Consider the following 17088-nt stretch of genomic DNA (forward strand, 5'->3'; position numbering starts at 1 on the left):
TTGCGCCGATTCGGGAAAGGGCTGGGAAAGCGCTATCCAAGCACCACGATTGTTTCGCCCATATTGCCATTCGTCAATAGATATCATTGACAACTCTGGTTGCGGAACTGGACACTGCGCGGGTGCCGATCCATCGCCGGGCATTTCTCGCGGTCGCGCTCACGGCCACGCTCGCCGCCTGCGCCGGCCGACCGGAACCCCCGCCGGCCGCCGCCAGGCCCTCGGTCGAGATCCGGCCGAGCAGCACCCCGCCGGCCGCCGCGCCCTCGCTCTCCACCACCGACAGCGCGTGGATCGAGATCAGCATCGCGATGGACGAGCAGCTGCTCCCCCTGCTCGACCTGGCCGCCTCGCGCGCGGCGAGACCCGCCCTCCGGGAGCTGGCAGCGCAGGTCAGGACCCGTACCCAAAAGGAATTGGCGGCATTGCGGAGACTGCACGACGCGGCGGGACTGCCCGCCGAGAACCCGCACAAGGGCATGCCGATGCCCGGCATGGTGACGCCCGAGCAGGTTGCCGAGGCGGCCGCGGCGACCGGGGCAGCCTTCGACACACTGGTCCGCACCCATCTCGAGGCCCACCTGACGCAGTGCGTGCACCTGATCGGCTCGCTGCTGAAAACGGGCAGCGCGCCGCAGGTCGTCACGGTCGCGGACACCATGAAAGCCAACGCGGAATACGCGCTGGAAAAGATGGGGACGCGACACTCCGGATCCCCTTAACATCAATTACGGCAATTCTTGGTCCTCGTTCAGCGCGGCACCGCGCTCCGGCTTGGCGAGATCGGACCCGCGCGGATCGCACTGCAGGCCGCCGTTGATGGAGCGCTTTCCCATCGTGGGCTCGGTTATCTCGCCCGTCAATGAGTTCGCGGTTCCGGAACCGGCTTCCCGGGGTCCCCGGAAAGCGCTCTCCACGTGCTATAACTGCGGCCATGCAGAGCCACCGGCTGCCCACGCTCGAGGACGTGGCTCGCGTGGCGGGTGTCTCGCGCGCGACGGTGTCCCGCGTCATCAACGGCATCCGCAACGTCGACCCGCAGCTGCACCAGCAGGTGTGGAGCGCCGTCGACGTGACCGGTTACGTGCCGAACAGGCTCGCCCGGTCGCTTGTCACCCGCCGCACCGGAACGGTGGCCCTGGTCGTCTCCGACTCGGAGAGCCACGACGACGACCCAGTGAGCGATTTTCAACCTGACATCGGGCCCGAGGTCGCCGGGCCGTTGTCCGGCGCCGGGGAGCGAGGCCCTCGTCACGTTGAAAAAGGCTCATTCATGAGCCGGTTCTTCTCCGACCCGTACTTCGGGCGGGTCGTGGGTGGCCTGATGAGCGTGCTGCGCCCGGCCGGCGTCCAGCTGGCGCTGCAGATGGTCGGCGCCGACGGGCACAAGCGTCTCGTCGGCGACCTGCGCAACGGCCAGGCCGACGGCGCCGTGGTGCTCTCCCTGCCGGCCCGGGACGCGCTGCCCGGCATGCTCGCCGAGGCCGGCATCCCGGCCGTGCTGATCGGCCGGCCCGCCGAGCCGGTCCCGATCAGCTACGTCGACCTGGACAACTCGGCCGGCGCCGAGCTGGCCGCCGCCCGCCTGGCCGGCCGGGGCTGCCGCCGGCCGGCCATGATCACCGGCCCGGCCGAGGTGCCGGCGAGCGCCGACCGGATCTCCGGTTTCCGCCGCGCGATGGCCCGCCACGGGCACGCCCGGGTGCCGTCCGCGGCCGGCAACTTCACCCAGGAGAGCGGTGCGGCGGCGATGCGTACGCTGCTGGCCGCCCACCCGGAGACCGACGGCGTCTTCGTGGCGAACGACCTGATGGCCCTCGGCGCCCTGCTGGTGCTCCGCGACGCCGGCCGCCGGGTGCCGGACGACGTGGCGGTGGTCGGCTTCGACGACAGCAGCGCCGCGCTGGCCGCCCGCCCGGCGCTCACCACCGTCCGGCATCCACTGGAGGACATGTCCGCCGAGGCCTCCCGGCTGCTACTGACCAGCATCGATGATCCGTCGCCCCGGATCACGTCGGTGATCTACGAGCCCACCCTGGTGCCGCGGCACTCCGCCTGAACGGGCGTTAACGATGCCGACAAATACCCGGTAACGTCCGCTCTGCGAGGAGAGGACGGGGCCATGGGGATGCTGGAACGAATCCGGGACGGGCTGGCCGGCGCCGGGCAGGTGCTGGACGGGCCGTTCGGGCCGCGGCGGATCACGTATGCCGACTACACGGCCTCCGGGCAGGCCCTCGACTTCGTCGAGGACTTCATCCGCGACCAGGTGCTGACCCGCTACGCCAACACGCACACCGAGGCGTCCGCGACCGGAGCGCAGACCGGAGCGCTGCGCGAGGAGGCCCGCTCGATCATCCACCGCAGCGTCAACGCCGGCCCCGACCACGTGGTGATCTTCTGCGGATCAGGGGCAACGGCGGCAGTGTCCAAGCTGGTCGGCATCCTCGGCCTGCGCATCCCGGAAAACCTCGACGACGGGTACGGGTTCAGCTCCCACATTCCCGCGCAGGACCGCCCGGTCGTCTTCGTCGGGCCCTACGAGCACCACTCCAACGAGCTTCCCTGGCGGGAGTCGATCGCCGACGTGGTCGAGATCGAGTCCGACCACACCGGGCACGTCGACCTGGACGCGCTGCGCGAGGCGCTGCTGACCTACGCCGATCGGCCGCTGCGCGTCGGCAGCTTCTCCGCCGCCTCCAACGTCACCGGCATCCGCACCGACACCGCCGCGGTCTCCCGGGTGCTGCGCGAGCACGGCGCCCTGTCGGTCTGGGACTACGCGGCCGCCGGGCCGTACGTGCCGATCACCATGGCCGACAAGGACGCCGTCTTCCTCTCCCCGCACAAGTTCGCCGGCGGACCGCAGACGCCGGGCGTGCTGGTGGTGGACCGCCGCCTGCTGACCAACCGGGTGCCGGTGATCCCCGGCGGCGGGACCGTGGCGTACGTCGACCCGTCCGGCCACCGCTACCTCCCCGACCCGGTCGCCCGGGAGGAGGGCGGCACCCCGGCGATCGTCGAGTCGATCCGGGCCGGCCTGGTCTTCGCGGTCAAGGAGGCCGTCGGCACCCACCTGATCGAGGCGCGGGAACGGGCCCTGTGGCAGCGCGCCCGCGAGCGCTGGGCCGACGAGCGGAACATCGAGATCCTCGGCGACCTGGACGCCGACCGGCTCTCGATCGTCTCCTTCCAGATCCGGGCCGGGGAGCGACACCTGCACCACAACTACGTGGCGGCCCTGCTCAACGACCTCTTCGGGGTGCAGGCGCGCAGCGGGTGCTCGTGCGCCGGCCCGTACGGGCACCGGCTGCTCGGCATCGACGAGTCGCACTCGCGGGAGTTCCGCGGTGAGATCGTCGGCGGCTGGGAGGGCATCAAGCCGGGCTGGAGCCGGCTCAACTTCAACTACTTCATCGCGGACGCCACCGCGGATTACCTGATCGAGGCGGTGCTGCTGATCGCCCGGTACGGCGCCCGGCTGCTCCCGGACTACCGGTTCGACCCGCGCACCGGCCGGTGGACCCACCTGCGCCACGCCTACCCGGCGGTCCGCCTGGCCGACCTGCGGCTGGACGCGGACGGCACCGTCACGATGCCGCCCGTCGCGCCCCGCGCCGACCCCGCGACCGCGGACGCCGACCTCGCCGGATATCTGGAGGAGGCCCGCTCGATCCTGAGCGCGCGTCCCGTACCCGATGACGGGGTGCACCCGGATCTGCCGCCCGCGTTCGAGAAGCTGCGCTGGTTCCTGCTCCCCGACGTCTGCCTTATCTAATACTGGCCTGATCTAGGACTTGGCGGAGCCGGGCTCGGCCATCTTGCTGTGCATGGCGGCCTTCATCCGGTCCGGCATGACCTTGGAGCCGGCGCCCTGCGCCTTGGTCTTCCAGGAGCCGGCGACGACCTTCTCCTTCTCCTTGATCATCGCCTCGAAGCCCTGCTTCGCCACCAGCGCCGGGTCGTCCTTCTTGCTCGCGCCGACCCGGGTGTCGTCCATCTCGGCGCGGTGGAAGAAGTTCGTGTCGGTCGGGCCCGGCATCAGCGACGTCACCGAGACGCCGGTGTCCTCCAGCTCGGCCCGCAGGGCCTCGGCGAACGACTGGACGAAGGACTTCGACGCGTTGTAGACGGCCTGGTAGGTGCCGGGCATCTCGGAGGCGATCGACGAGGTGAACAGCACCTGGCCGGAGCCGCGGGCCACCATGTCGGGCAGCACGCGCTTCGCCAGGTGGACGGTCGACGTGACGTTCACGTCGATCACGTTCAGCTCGTCCTCCAGGTCGGTCTGCCGGGTGAAGTCACCGCCGATCCCGCGCCCGGCGTTCAGGGCGATCGCGTCGACCGGACGGCCGGTCTCCAGGATCGCCGTGTACAGCTGCTCCACTCCGTCGTAGGTCGCCAGATCCGCCCGCACCGCTGTCACCGTCTGGTTGCCGCCGTCCCGCCGCAGGTCGGTGGCGGCGTCCTCGATGCCGGCGTCCTCGGCGGCGATCAGCAGGTCGTACCCGTGCTCGGCGAACTGGCGGGCCAGCTCGTAACCGATCCCGCTGGACGCGCCCGTCACCACCGCGAACTCGTTTGTCTCACTCGTCATGGAAGCGGGATGCCCGGCCGGCGGGCGATTAACCGGCCGGGCCCGGTTTGGTCAGTTCCCGCTCAGCGTCTCGATCGCGCCACTGGTGAGCAGGCCCTGGTAGTAGGTGCCACCCGGGTAGTAGGTGGCGGTCGTGACGCCGTCCACCGCGTCCGCCGTCCAGTTCACCGCGAGGGTCTGCAGGGCGGCCACGTTCGCCGCCTTCGAGGTGCCCGCGGTCAGCGTGCAGAGGACGTTGGTGCTGGAGCCCTCCGCGTCACAGTGCGATCCGGTGGTCAGCCGGACACCGAGGAAGTCACGGTCCAGGTCGCCGGTGAGCTGCACGGTTCCGCTCGCGTTGCTGTTCGCCAGGTACGGCGGCGACGAGATCGTGCGGATCGGCAGCGAGGTCCCGGCGATCCCGGCCAGCCCGGTCGCCATGTTGGAGCCGAAGATGGACTTCACCGGATCGAGCAGCTGCACGTACTTCAGGTGGGCGAAAGCGCTCGGGTAGCCCGTACGCAAGGTGCTGGCGAGATAGGTGACCGCCTCGCCGCCGGCGGAGTGACCAGCCAGGACGTAGCTCGCCGGCAGCGTGCTGCCGGATCGGCCGGCAACCTTGGCCGCCGCGGCGTAGCTCGTCGCGAGCGCGCCGTTCGGATCGGTGGCGGTGCCGATCCAGCCGGCGACGCTGTTCAGGAACACCGTGTTGTTGCCGAGGTTGTTGACCGTGCAGCCGTAGATGTCGGCCGACGGCAGGGTCGGGGCGAAGACGAGGAAGCCGGCCGCCTGGTACTTCCGGGCCAGGTCGGCGACGTTGTTGTTCGAGCGGGAGAAGCCGTGCTGCAGGTAGACCAGCGCCTTCGGGCTGGTGGTGGCGGGGAAATACCAATCGGCGTCCGGCGTGTAGGTGTTGATCCAGCACGGGACGGAGATCTCGCCGTCCACCTCGGCGGCGGCCGCGGAGGCGGCCTGCGGGGTGGCGACGAGGGTGGCGGCGGTCATGGCCAGCGCCGCTAGGGCACGGCGCAGGGACAGAGACACGGGACCTCCAGAAGGTCGTAACGCTCTCCGAAACAGTGTTTCCATTAACCTGTGTCACACTCTGACGTGTCAAGGTGTCGCGGCGCGCCGGTGTCGTCGGGCAGTGCTGAGCGGTGGCTGACCGGGTGCGCGCGGTGGATCGCCGCGCTTTCCACGGATGGTCCGATGAACCGAGATGAGGGCGCACACAACGCCTCCGTGCGGCCCCATCGACGCTAGAGCCGGGATGTCGGCACACGGACGGCTTCGGTGCGGCTTCATCCCTGCAGGGGCGGGCTTCGGTGGGGCTTCATCCCTGCAGGGGCGGGCTTCGGTGTGCTCCCACCTGTGCGCACGCCCCGCGGCGTGTGCCCCGGCCGATGCCGCGAAGCCGGGACCGGGCCTTCAGGCGTACCGGGAAGAGAGCCGCCGCCGGAGCGCGAAGATCGCCGGCGTCAGGATGATCGCCAGGCACGCGAAGGGCACCAGGGCCCACCCGATGATGCCGCGCGCCGGGAACGGGTCGGCCACCGGCGTCGGGCCGCCGAAGCTGCCTGCCTGGAGCAGGTCCTGGGAGACGTCCATGGTGAGCACGCCGTCCGGCGGGTCGAGCAGGGTGCGCGCGGTTCCGGACGGGGGCAGGGCGAGCAGCGTGATGTGGACCGTCTCCCACCAGCCGGTGTCGTTCCACGCGGCGACCGTCGCGTCGCCCCGGGAGTCGCGGTAGGCGTCCTCCTCCGGCTCGTAGCGCAGGACCACCAGGTCGCGACCCTGGCTCCAGCCGAGCGCCCGGATCGCGCTACCGGTGACAGCGGGTAGTGACGGACCGGCGGCCGGCTTGCCGGTGGCGGCGTCGAGGTAGCCGATCGTCCAGCTGCGGGCGGCCAGCGCGTCATGGTCACATCTGTCAAGGCAGCCGCTGAGCTGCGCGATCGCGATGCGGCTGCCGTCCGGGGTGAAGGCGCCGGTGCCGGCGAGATAGGCGCGGTCGCCGAGTTCGGCCGCCCAGATCATCTTTCCGGTACGGTCGACGAGCCGCACCTGCTCCCCCGCCGTGATCGCCAGATGCCGGCCGTCCGGAGCGAACGCGGCGCGGGACGCGGTCCGCCGTTGCCAGCGCGGGATGCGCTCGCCGATCGGCTGGGTGGCGCCGGTCTCCAGGTCGAGCAGCACCAGGTGGGTGTCGTCGCCGGCGTAGACCTCGGCGAGCACCGACCGGCCGTCCGGCGCCCACGCGACCGGCCCGGACCAGCCCGGCGCCTGCAACGGTGACGCGGCGGCCGCGAACTCCGGCGGCGGATGGAACGTGCTCCGCCCGCTCTCCAGGTCGATCACCTCGAGGCCGTCCTGGTCGGCCGGCGGGCGCACGACGCGGCGGCCGTCCGGGGAGAGCAGCACGTCCTCGCCCGCCGCGATCGAGTCCCAGCCGCCGTGCAGCAGCATGCGGTAGTCGCCGCCGCGCCCCACCACGGCGACCTTGCCTTCGGCGTCGAAGAGGTCGTTGCCCCGGAATCCGAGAGTGTCCCCGCCGACCAGGACCGAGGCGCGGCCGGGCGCGTCCATGCCGACGGTGGCCTGCCACATCCAGGGCAGGTCGAGACCGCCGGGCACGACGTCGCCGGGCGCGACCCGCCCGGGCCGGACGATGCCGGCCACGGCGAGCGCGCCGATCACCACGGCGACGGCCACGATCAAGATCTTCTTCCGCACCGGGCGAGTATGCCGGTCGCGGGCAAATCTCGCTGCCCACTACTGTGGGTAGTGAACGACTGACAGGGTCGTGGCGTATCCACTGTTACCGGGGTCACACCCCGTCGACCGAGGAGGAGCCATGACAGTCCGGGAACTGCACCGCCAAGAGGCACAACACCACAGTGGCGCGATCCTGCGCAGCCACGGACGGTTCGCCCGGCAGTTCGAACTCGACGGTCACGTGATCACGCTCGGTGTCGAGCCGGGTGTGCGCGGCGGCCTCTACTACCTGCCATCGGCGCCGCGCTGGGACGACGGCACGCCGGTTCCCCGGGAGGTCGCCAGCAACCTGCAGCCGATCATCGAAGAGGTCGAGCGGTTCTGGGGCACCTGGCCGGAGTTCCGCGCCGTCCTGTGAGTCACCGGGTGTGTGACATGGTCGCCGGCGTGCTGTCGCCGGCGTCGTCGGCCCCGGCCATCCGGATCGGGATCGCCAGCAGCACGACCGCCGCGACGACGGCCACGATCGTGCGCACCCGGCGCAGCGACAGCCACCACGGCAGCGCCCACAGCGCCAGCCACAGCAGACCGAAGACGACCGCGTGCTCGCCGATCAGGCCGAGCGTGAGCTCCTCGCAGCCGTTGGCCGCCGCGACGTCGTGACAGATCGCCGGGGCGCGGTCGCCGTTCAGCAGCACCATACCGAGGATCATGGTGAGCGGCGGCGCGAGGACCAGCGTGGCGACCGGTGTGATCAGCCAGCCGGCGATGTCGCGCTCCCGCCGCGCCGGCCGGTCGGCGGCCTCGAGCTGCGCATCGATGGACATGACCGTGATCCTATCGAGACAGGTCATGCTTCCGGTGGGTGACCTTCTCGGCCAGCGTCGCCGGGATGATCCGGCGCAGCGCGAACACCAGCGGCGCGTTGCTGCCCACCGCGTACAGCGGCTTGGGCCGGCGCGCCTCGATCGCCTTCACCACCGTCGCGGCGACCTCGTCGGCGGTGATGCCGGCGCTCTCGTTGCGGTTCAGCGCGGTCAGCATCCGGTCGAACTCGGCGCGGTGCGGGGAGTCCGGCGCGATGTACGTGGTGCGCCGCTCGCTGATCCCGGTGTTGATCGAGCCGGGTTCGACGGTGGTCAGCCACACCCCGTACGGCGAGTACTCGTGCCGTGCCCCGTCGCTGAACCCCTTGATCGCCGCCTTCGTCGCCACATAGGACGAGCGGTAGGCGAGCGGGAACGACGCCAGCATCGAGCCGATCATGACAACCCGGCCGGAGCCGCGCTCGCGCATGCCGGGCAGCGCCAGCTGGGCGAGCCGGACCGCGCCGAGCACATTGATCTGGAAAAGCCGGCGCAGCGCCTCCGGCGGCAACTCCTCCAAGGGGCCGGACTGGCTCTCCCCCGCGTTGTTGACCAGCACGTCCACACCGGAGAGCAGGCCGGCGAGCGCCTCGATCGAGTCGTCGTCGGTCAGGTCCAGCGGTACGTACTCCACGCCGTCGGCCCGCCGCGTCTCGTCCAGCGCCGCCGGATCGCGGCTGGTCCCGATGACCCGGTAGCCACGGCGAGCCAGGACGCGGGCGGTGGCCAGGCCGATGCCCGAGGACGCTCCGGTGATCAGGGCGGTGCGCTTCACCGGTGCAACATACCGTCAGACGTTGCGGCGGACGAGGACGGCGAGCAGGATCGGCGCGAGTCCCGCCACGACGGCGACCATGGCCATCACCGGATCACCCGAGCTCAGCGCGGCCCAGACGTCGCCGGCCGCGATCACCACGATCACCGCGAGCGCCACCCAGAGCAGCGCGGAGACGACCCGGCGGGCGGCGGCGGGTGCCTGCGAGGAATGGACTGTCATCAGCTGCTCCCCGGTGCTCGGTTTGTCGGTCCGTACTGTTCAGCGGTTCACACTCGTAAAGTGTCACTACCCGAGCACATTGTGATCGAATCAGCGGTATGGATCTAGGTATCGCCGGACGTACCGCCCTGATCGTCGGCGGCAGCGGGCTGATCGGGCGCGCGGTCGCCGCGGCGCTTCTCGGCGAGGGGGCCGGGGTGATCCTCGCGGGCCGGGACGCCGGGAGGCTCGCGCAGGCGGCGAAGGAACTCGGGGACAAGCCCGGATTCGTCACCCTCGACAACCGCGACCGGGCCATGGTGAACGTCGCCATCGGGTCCGTCCGCGCCATCGACATCCTGGTGAACGCGGCGGCCCCGCCGGCGCACACCCTCGATCCTGCGCTCGACCACGATCCGGAGCAGATCCTGGACGCGGTCGACGCGAAGACCATCGGCTATCTGCGCACGATGGACGCGGTCCTGCCGGGGATGCGCGAGCGCGGCTTCGGGCGGGTCGTCAACATCAGCGGGCAGAACGCGTTCACCACCCGTACCGTGCTGGGCTCGGTCCGCAACAGCGCAGTGATCACCGCGTCGAAGGCGCTCGCCGACGCGTACGCGGGCAGCGGCGTGACGATCAACGTGGTGAACCCGGCGATCGTGACCCGCGAGCCGCGCGACACCGTCGAGCCGGCCACCGGGGGCGACTCCACACCGGAGCAGGTGGCGGCCCTGGTCGCTTACCTGGCCTCGGCGCACGCCGCGACGATCACCGGCGAGTCGATCGCGGTCGGCCACCGGGTGCTGGGCGTCCAGTGACGCGGGCACGGTGAGCCCGCGCGGGTGTCAGGCGACGATGTCGGCTGACACCCCGGCGAGCACCTTCCGGACCGAGGCGATCACCTCGTCGTCCACGTCGAGTCCGGCCAGGACGCCGACCAGGTACGCCCCCACCAGGTCGTAGTGCGCCTGCGTGACAGCGAGCCGGGCATGGGCCGCCCGCAGGGCACGGCCGGTGTAGTCCGCCGGTCCGCCCAGGACCTGGCTCAGCAGCGCGCTCATGTGCCGCTTGAGCCGGTCCAGGTCGATGCCGTCGAAATATCCGGCCAGGCGGTCGTCGCTGAGCAGCACCCGATAGAGGGCGTCGACCGCCAGCCCCACGGCCGGTCCCCCACCGATGCGCGAATAGAGAGTGTCCACGCAGCCAAGATAGAGGATTAGCGATTAACTTAGCTAGGTGTCACGCGCGCATGACAGTGGCGATCGGGATGCCTGCCGCGCGGACCGCCGGCACGAAACCGCCCAGCACGCCCGCGATCAGCCCGGCGATGATGCCGGCCACCCCGGCGTCCCAGGGGAACTGCACGTTCGCCAGCAGCGGCTCGGAGTCGCCCAGGAACATCGAGACGATCTTGAGCCCGGCCACTCCCGCCCCGATCGCGGCCGCGGCGGTGAGCAGCCCGGTCAGCATCGTCTCGGCCAGCACGATCCCGGCCAGCAGCGCCCGGGGCGTGCCGACCGCGCGGCGCAGCGCGAACTCCTCGACGCGTTCGCCGACCGTGGCGAGCCCGACGTTGAGGATGCCGGCCACCCCGATCAGCAGCACCAGCCCGGCCATCGAGAGGAAGACCAGCCGCATCAGCCGCAGCTGCTTCTCCATCTCCTTGCGGGACTCGACGACCCGGCTGTACGAATCCGCGCCCGCCGCCTTGAGCTTCGTGGCGAGCACCTGCTCGACCGGGCTGCCCTGCGACGTCATCACCGTGAACTGCCCGCCGAAGTTCGGGTCGACCAGGCTGTTCACCGGCATCCAGTTGGTCAGCTCGTCCTGCCGGACGTAGGCGCGCGGCTGCTGGTCCCCGTCCTCGACGACGCCGACGATCTGCGGGGTGACGTTCGCCTTCGCGCCGCGCATCCGCATCTCGGCCGGCACGTGGTGCTCCTGGAAACCCTTCGCGGCCTCCTCGTTGATCACCAGGCGCGGCGCGAGGGCCGGGACCGTGGAGAAGTCCAGCCACTGGCCGGAGACCGAGCGCAGCGGCCGGTACTTCAGCATGTCGCCGGAGACCGCGGTGAGCACCACCTCGATGGCCTCGCCGGTGGGCGGACCGGGCACGCAGTTGCCGACGTTGTCGCAGATCTCCGTGCTGCCCCAGCTGCCCTGGTCGAACGGGGCCGCTCCCGGGTTGATCGGGCTGACGCCGGGCTCCCCGATGATCGCCTGAGTGCCGATCATGGTGACCGCGTCGTCCCGGCCGGCGACCGTCTCCGAGACGATGGCCGGCGCCTTCTCGTGCGGCATGACGTCGATGACGACCGTACCGTCGTAGCCGTTCTGCAATTCCATGCCGGACATCTGGGCGCGTTCGGCGATGCTGGCGCCGGCCTGCACCGTGACGACCGCGAGCACGCCGAGGAACAGGCTGATCATCGACAGCAGGGTGCGCAGCTTGCGCGCCCGGATGCCCTGGATGCCGATGATCAGGGACGACCGGAACCGGCCGGAGAGACGCCTCATACCAGTACCCGTTCGGTGAGCACGCCGTCGACCAGGTTCATCGTGCGGCCCATCCGGGCGGCGTGGTCGCGGTCGTGGGTGACCAGGATCAGGGCACAGCCGCGGTGGGTCGCCGCGGAGAGCGCGTCGATCACGGCGGTGCCGGTCTCGGTGTCCAGGGCGCCGGTCGGCTCGTCGGCCAGCAGCACCCTCGGGTCGCGGACCAGTGCCCGGGCGATCGCCACCCGCTGCTGCTCGCCGCCGGACATCTTGACCGGCCGGCTCTTCGCCAGGTGCGCGATGCCGACCTGGTCCAGAGCCTGCAGGACCCGGATGCGGCGCTGCCGGCGGGGCAGCCAGCCCTGGCCGTTGACCAGCGCCATCGCCACGTTCTGCGCGGCGGTCAGGTGCTTGAGCAGGAAGAACCGCTGGAACACGAAGCCGAAGTGCGAGCTGCGCAGCTTGGCGGCCTTACGCTCGGGCAGGCGGCTGATGTCGGTGCCCTCGAGCAGGTACTGCCCGGAGTCCGGCCGGTCGAACAGGCCGAGGATGCTCAGCAGGGTGCTCTTGCCGGAGCCGGACCGGCCGACGATGGCGACGCTCTCGCCGGCGTGCACGGTCAGGCCGACCCCGTCGAGGATGGTCCGGGGCTGTTCCTGCCCCTTCAGCACGCGGGTGATGCCGGAGAGTTCGATCAGAGGCTGGCTCATCCGGGCTGCCCCGGCTGCGGCTCGGCGGTCGGCAGGTTCGGCCCCGGAACGGCGATCGTCTCGTCGCCGGTCAGGCCCTTCTTGATCTCGATGACCTTGCCGTCGGTGAGACCCAGGGTCACGTCCACGGTCTTGCGGTTCTGATTCTCGTCGACGATGTCGACCTTGCCCTTGCCCTGGGTGCCGGCGACCGCCTCGACCGGCAGCACCAGCGCGTCCTCGGCCTTGCCGGTGACCACGTCGAGGGTCACCTCGGCGCCGTTGATCAGCCGGACGGTGTCCGGCGGCGTGCAGACCAGCTGCAGACCGGTGGCCTCCGAGCCGGCCGGGGAGTCCTCCTGGGTCTCCTCGACCGGGAGGGGTCGCACCGGCGCGCCGGACGGATCGGTGGTGGGCTTCGGCGTCGGCGCGGGCGGCTCCGGGACGGTGCCGGCCGGCAGCGCCGCGATGGTCCCCTTCGGCTTGCACTTGAACGGGCCGGGACCGTTCTTGATCTGGCCGGTCACGCTCGACACGGCGCCCGAGATCCGGTACGCCTGCGCGCTGTCGATCTCCGCCACGATGCCGTAGCCGCCGTGCCGGGCGGACACGATCGGCATGCCCTTGGCGACCGACGAGCGGTCCTCCATCAGACGGCCGGCCATCATCGAGCCGGTCGGGATGTTCACCTCGCGCGGCTGGCCGTTGCGCCACACGGTCGCCACCCAGAGCGGCTCCTCGGCCGGCTTCTTGGACGGCTTGCGCTGCACGTACCGCACCTCGCCGGCGATCGGCGCGACCACCCCGAAGATCGGGTTGATGGCGACCTTGCCGGCCAGGCTGATCTGGTTCGTCAGGTCCTGCCGGGTGGGCTGCACCGTGGTCAGGACGGTCCCGCGTTCCTGCAGGCCGGGCGTCCGGGGCCCCTCTTCCTCCGACGTGCAGCCGGCCAGCAGGACCACTGCGGCCGCCGCCAGTATGGGTCGCTTCACGGTCCCTCTTCCCCGAGCCGGGCACCGTACCCGGCAGTGATGATCTCTGATGCGCTCGCGGCGCGGAGCAGACGGTACAGGGCGGCCGCAACCCTCATGTCGCCCCCGTGACAGCCGATCGAGACGCACATGAACCAGTGGCGCCGGCGGGCGATCCGGGTCGCCGCCGCCTACGGCTTCATCCCGGCGCTGCTCTGCGGCGCCTATCTGGCGGGCACCGCCCACCGGGAACACCGCGGCCCGATGCTGGCCGTGGTGCTGGTCATGCTGATCGCGGCGACCGGTGGCTGGCTGGCCGCGGCCCGGATGTCCGAGTCCCTCCGGTGGCGGATTCCGCTGCTGGTCACCGGGATCGTCAACCTGGCCGGCGACACGGTCCTCGGTCTGCTCGACGGCGGTGTCGCCGGTCCGCTCGGCGCGCTGGCGCCCGCGTCCGCGGTCTTCCTGGCGATCACCGCGCCGCCCCGGGCGTTCCTCTGGCTCTCGGCGGTCAGCGCGTTCGCGTACGGCGTCCTGATCGTCTTCGGCGACCCGGCCCCGCCCGGCTATCCGCTGGTCCACGCGCTCGCCTACGGCGCCGCGGCGGTGCTCTGCCTGCGGCACTCGGCGGTCCTCGCGTCGCTGCGCCGCCGCCTGTGGCACACGTCCCGCACCGACCCGCTGACCGGCTGTCTCAACCGGCGCGGCTTCGACGAGCGGATCGCCGCCGAACTGGCCGGGGCCCGGCGCGCCGGCACGCCACTGACGCTGGTCCTCCTCGACCTCGACCACTTCAAGAGCGTCAACGACGCGCACGGCCACCAGGCCGGCGACGATCTGCTCGCCTGGGCGGGCCGGGAACTGCGCACGACGGTACGGGCCACCGACACGACCGGCCGTCTCGGCGGTGACGAGTTCGCGATCCTGCTGACGGACACGGACGCGGGCGGTGCCGAGCAGATCGTCGCCCGGATCCGGGAGCGTCTCGCCGCCGGGACACCGACCAGCCTCGGGCACGCCACCTTCCCGGCGGACGCGGACGACGCCGACACGCTGTCGATCGCCGCGGACCGGCGGCTCTACCAGGACAAGTCCCACCATGTCCGGCGAGCACCGACAGCGGAGCAGGTGGCGTTCGCCCGTACCCACGTCCATCGCGACGGCCCGGCGGCGATCGTCGAAGAGGGGGAACGACGCCGCCACTCGATCGCCGACCCCGGCTGGATGGCGATGGCGCAGACGCTCGTCGCGCTGGTCTACGTCGCGTTCTTCACCGGCGGCGAGCCACACCGCGCCGCGATGGCCGCGATCTGCGTGTGGGGTTTCGTGGCCGGGCTCGCCGTGGTCGCCGGCGCGGACTGGCTGAGCCGCACCCGGGCCGCCCGGCCGCTGATGCTCGCCTACGCGGCCAGCTCGTTCCTGAGCTGCGGCGCGATCGCCGCGCTCGACGGCGGGGTGTCCGGTCCGCTCGGCGTCGGCATGCTGCTCTCCATCCCGCTGCTGATGTTCGGCATGCGGCCGGCCGTCGCGGCGCCCGTCGCGCTCGCCGCCGGTGGCCTCTATGTGCTCGTCGCGGCGACCTCCGGCGCCCCCGACCCCTGGTATGTCGCGATCAACCTGCTCGGCACGGCGGCCACCTCGGTCGCCTGCGCCGCGCAGGGCCGGGCCGCGGCACGCCAGCGCCGGATGCTCACCCGCGCGGCCCGCGTCGACGCGCTCACCGGGGTGCTCAACCGCCGGGGTTTCGCCGAGCGGTTCACCGCCACCCCCGGCGCCGGCCTGCTCGTCGTCGACCTGGACGGATTCAAGCAGCTCAACGACGTGCACGGCCATGCGGCCGGCGACGATCTCCTGCGCTGGGTGGCGGACACCCTGATTGCTTCGGTACGGGCGGACGACCTCGTCGGCCGTCTAGGAGGAGACGAATTCGTGCTCCTGGTCCGCGGCAACGCCGACACCGTCGCGGCCTCGTTGCGGAACGCGCTCGCCGCACGCACCTCCGCCAGCATCGGCGTGGCGGTGGCCGGCACCGACGGGGCCGGCTTCGACAGTCTTTACGCCGTCGCCGACACCCGTCTTTACCAGCGGAAACTCAGTCGGTCGAAGTCTTGTAACGCCGCCTCCGGTCTCTGACCCAGATGACCGCCGGCTTGCCGTCACCGGTGTCCCGCCGCTCCACCTCGAACAGCCCGATCGCGCCGACCAGGCCACCCAGCTTCGGGTACCCGTAAGTGCGCGGGTCGAAGTCGGAACGCTGCTTCGTGATGATCTGCCCGACCCCGGCGAGCGGCGCCCAGCCGTCGTCACCGGACGCGGCCTCCACGGCGGCCCGGATCAAATTCATCAGGCTGGAGTCGCCGCGCAGCTGGGACACGCTCGGGGCGGGCGCCGCGGCCGGCTCGCCGATCACCGGTGCGGCCTCGGCCGGCTCCACCAGGTTCTCGGTGTAGATGAACTTGTCACAGGCCGCCACGAACGGTTTCGGGGTCTTGCGCTCGCCGAACCCGTAGACGGTCAGCCCGGACTCCCGGATCCGCGACGCGAGCCGGGTGAAGTCGCTGTCGCTGGAGACGATGCAGAACCCGTCGAACCGGCCACTGTAGAGCAGGTCCATCGCGTCGATGATCATCGCGGAGTCGGTGGCGTTCTTACCCACCGTGTAGGAGAACTGCTGAATCGGCTGGATCGACTGCGCCAGCAACTGATCCTTCCAGCTGCGCAGGCTCGTGCCGGTCCAGTCGCCGTAGGCCCGTTTCACGTGCGCGGTGCCGTATTTCGCGACTTCGGCGAGCAGACCGTCGACGATGGCCGCCTGGGCGTTGTCCGCGTCGATCAGAACGGCCAGTTTCGCCGAGTTGTCGTTGGCCACGGCACGTCCTTCGCCTCAGATGGTCGGGGCTCCATTATCGGCGCTCGCCCGCTCTCTTCGATCTCGGGGCTGTTCCTGATCCTGGGGGTGCCGCAATCCCGGGTGACCGGCCGGCAGGTTGCGCTGAATCACCCACCAGCTCCCGGCGAGACACGCCGCGACCAGCGGCCAGCTCAGCGCCACCCGGGCGATGCCGAGCTCGGCCGCCCGGCCGGACTGGTAGAGCGGCAGGAACACGGCGAGCCGGAGCACGTACTGGCAGACCCAGACCCAACTGCCCCGCGAGTACGCCCGGAGCAGCGCCGGATCACGCCGCCACCGGGTCCGCTGCTTGAGCACACCGCCGACGACCAGGCCCAGCAGCGGCCAGCGGATCACGATGCTGACGATCCAGCCGAGGGCGCTCGCCGCGTTGCTGAACAGCTGGATCAGGAAGAAGTCCTCGGCGCGGCCGGTGTAGAGCGCGATCAGTGCCGCCACGCAGACGCCGAGCAGGCCGATCACGACGGCGCGGGGCTTGTCGCCTCGTTTCAGGCGCCACGCGGACAGGGCGAGGGCGAAGAGGATCGCTGCCCCGGTGCCCGCCCAGATCGACCCGTGCTCGCCGAGGGTCTGGCCGCCGATCAGATAGCCGGCCACGAACCCGATCGGTGGCAGCGAGGCGTCGACTGCCGCCCGACGCCCGTTGAGCAACTCCGCCAGCGATTCCGGCTGCGCCATCTCCACCCTGTTCTTTCGAGTTAGGTGAGCCTAACCCACTGAGGCGGGAGCGTGCAGACCGGCGTGCCCCGTCAGTCTGATGGCAGGGCGGGACACGCGGCCGGGGCGGCCGGGCTGCGGCCGGGCTGCGGCCGGGCTGCGGCCGGGCTGCGGCCGGGCTGCGGCCGGGCTGCGGCCGGGCTGCGGCCGGGGGCGGCCGGGCTGCGG

The 17088-nt window shown here is 71.3% G+C and carries 18 protein-coding genes; 6 read left to right on the top strand and 12 right to left on the bottom strand.

Annotated elements, in window-relative coordinates:
- The first annotated feature begins 122 nt into the window (after positions 1-122).
- The 3 genes from AB0F72_RS38220 to AB0F72_RS38230 all read left to right on the top strand — a co-directional run bounded on the left by AB0F72_RS38220 (position 123) and on the right by AB0F72_RS38230 (position 3778).
- Positions 123-722, top strand: a complete 600-nt coding sequence (locus tag AB0F72_RS38220) for a DUF305 domain-containing protein (RefSeq protein WP_360442713.1) — start codon at positions 123-125, stop codon at positions 720-722.
- A 212-nt stretch (positions 723-934) separates the two neighbouring features.
- Positions 935-2059 (top strand): LacI family DNA-binding transcriptional regulator, encoded by a 1125-nt coding sequence (locus AB0F72_RS38225; RefSeq protein ID WP_360442716.1) that lies wholly within the window; start codon positions 935-937, stop codon positions 2057-2059.
- A gap of 63 nt (positions 2060-2122) precedes the next feature.
- The gene (locus AB0F72_RS38230) at positions 2123-3778 is read left to right on the top strand and encodes an aminotransferase class V-fold PLP-dependent enzyme (RefSeq protein ID WP_360442719.1); all 1656 of its coding nucleotides are present in this window, start codon (positions 2123-2125) and stop codon (positions 3776-3778) included.
- A gap of 12 nt (positions 3779-3790) precedes the next feature.
- Here the strand turns inward: AB0F72_RS38230 and AB0F72_RS38235 are convergent, their stop codons facing one another.
- From AB0F72_RS38235 to AB0F72_RS38245, 3 genes are all read right to left on the bottom strand, one after another.
- Positions 3791-4597 (bottom strand): SDR family NAD(P)-dependent oxidoreductase, encoded by an 807-nt coding sequence (locus AB0F72_RS38235; RefSeq protein ID WP_360442722.1) that lies wholly within the window; start codon positions 4595-4597, stop codon positions 3791-3793.
- A 51-nt stretch (positions 4598-4648) separates the two neighbouring features.
- Entirely contained in the window at positions 4649-5620 is a 972-nt protein-coding gene (locus AB0F72_RS38240) for an alpha/beta hydrolase (RefSeq protein WP_360442725.1), read from the bottom strand.
- Positions 5621-6004: 384 nt separating this feature from the next.
- A complete protein-coding gene (locus AB0F72_RS38245) occupies positions 6005-7309 on the bottom strand; it encodes a hypothetical protein (protein ID WP_360442728.1) in 1305 nt (434 codons plus the stop codon).
- 121 nt (positions 7310-7430) lie between these two features.
- Here AB0F72_RS38245 and AB0F72_RS38250 point away from each other — a divergent pair, with 121 nt between their 5' ends.
- Positions 7431-7709 (top strand): hypothetical protein, encoded by a 279-nt coding sequence (locus AB0F72_RS38250; RefSeq protein ID WP_360442731.1) that lies wholly within the window; start codon positions 7431-7433, stop codon positions 7707-7709.
- A gap of 1 nt (position 7710) precedes the next feature.
- On the opposite strand, the gene AB0F72_RS38255 is transcribed toward AB0F72_RS38250, so the two are convergent.
- From AB0F72_RS38255 to AB0F72_RS38265, 3 genes are read right to left on the bottom strand one after another with little or no spacing between them, the layout of a single operon-like run.
- Positions 7711-8118 (bottom strand): hypothetical protein, encoded by a 408-nt coding sequence (locus AB0F72_RS38255; RefSeq protein ID WP_360442734.1) that lies wholly within the window; start codon positions 8116-8118, stop codon positions 7711-7713.
- Between the two features lie 10 nt (positions 8119-8128).
- Positions 8129-8932, bottom strand: coding sequence for an SDR family oxidoreductase (locus AB0F72_RS38260; RefSeq protein ID WP_360442737.1), 804 nt, complete (start codon positions 8930-8932; stop codon positions 8129-8131).
- A gap of 15 nt (positions 8933-8947) precedes the next feature.
- Positions 8948-9154, bottom strand: a complete 207-nt coding sequence (locus AB0F72_RS38265) for a hypothetical protein (protein ID WP_360442740.1) — start codon at positions 9152-9154, stop codon at positions 8948-8950.
- Between the two features lie 98 nt (positions 9155-9252).
- Between AB0F72_RS38265 and AB0F72_RS38270 the strand changes: the two genes are divergently transcribed.
- Complete coding sequence (locus AB0F72_RS38270) at positions 9253-9954, top strand: SDR family NAD(P)-dependent oxidoreductase (RefSeq protein ID WP_360442743.1); 702 nt, start codon at positions 9253-9255, stop codon at positions 9952-9954.
- A 27-nt stretch (positions 9955-9981) separates the two neighbouring features.
- On the opposite strand, the gene AB0F72_RS38275 is transcribed toward AB0F72_RS38270, so the two are convergent.
- Genes AB0F72_RS38275 through AB0F72_RS38290 form a run of 4 tightly spaced genes read right to left on the bottom strand, consistent with a single transcriptional unit; the run spans position 9982 to position 13313 of the window.
- Positions 9982-10335 (bottom strand): group 1 truncated hemoglobin, encoded by a 354-nt coding sequence (locus AB0F72_RS38275; protein ID WP_360442745.1) that lies wholly within the window; start codon positions 10333-10335, stop codon positions 9982-9984.
- Between the two features lie 40 nt (positions 10336-10375).
- Complete coding sequence (locus AB0F72_RS38280; protein WP_360442748.1) at positions 10376-11653, bottom strand: ABC transporter permease; 1278 nt, start codon at positions 11651-11653, stop codon at positions 10376-10378.
- Positions 11650-12342, bottom strand: a complete 693-nt coding sequence (locus AB0F72_RS38285) for an ABC transporter ATP-binding protein (protein WP_360442751.1) — start codon at positions 12340-12342, stop codon at positions 11650-11652. Before AB0F72_RS38285 ends, AB0F72_RS38280 begins: the two co-directional genes overlap by 4 nt.
- Complete coding sequence (locus AB0F72_RS38290) at positions 12339-13313, bottom strand: efflux RND transporter periplasmic adaptor subunit (protein ID WP_360442753.1); 975 nt, start codon at positions 13311-13313, stop codon at positions 12339-12341. The genes AB0F72_RS38285 and AB0F72_RS38290 overlap by 4 nt, the downstream gene beginning before the upstream one ends.
- 129 nt (positions 13314-13442) lie before the next feature.
- On the opposite strand from AB0F72_RS38290, the gene AB0F72_RS38295 reads away from it, so the two are divergent.
- On the top strand, positions 13443-15425 hold the full coding sequence (locus AB0F72_RS38295) for a GGDEF domain-containing protein (RefSeq protein WP_360442756.1): 1983 nt from the start codon (positions 13443-13445) through the stop codon (positions 15423-15425).
- Here AB0F72_RS38295 and AB0F72_RS38300 read toward each other — a convergent pair.
- Complete coding sequence (locus AB0F72_RS38300; protein WP_360442759.1) at positions 15385-16161, bottom strand: NYN domain-containing protein; 777 nt, start codon at positions 16159-16161, stop codon at positions 15385-15387. The genes AB0F72_RS38295 and AB0F72_RS38300 overlap by 41 nt on opposite strands.
- 15 nt (positions 16162-16176) lie before the next feature.
- The gene (locus AB0F72_RS38305) at positions 16177-16881 is read right to left on the bottom strand and encodes a DUF3159 domain-containing protein (protein WP_360442762.1); all 705 of its coding nucleotides are present in this window, start codon (positions 16879-16881) and stop codon (positions 16177-16179) included.
- Between the last annotated feature and the right edge of the window lie 207 nt (positions 16882-17088).

The sequence above is a fragment of the Actinoplanes sp. NPDC023936 genome, from assembly GCF_040639325.1.
GTDB lineage: Bacteria > Actinomycetota > Actinomycetes > Mycobacteriales > Micromonosporaceae > Actinoplanes.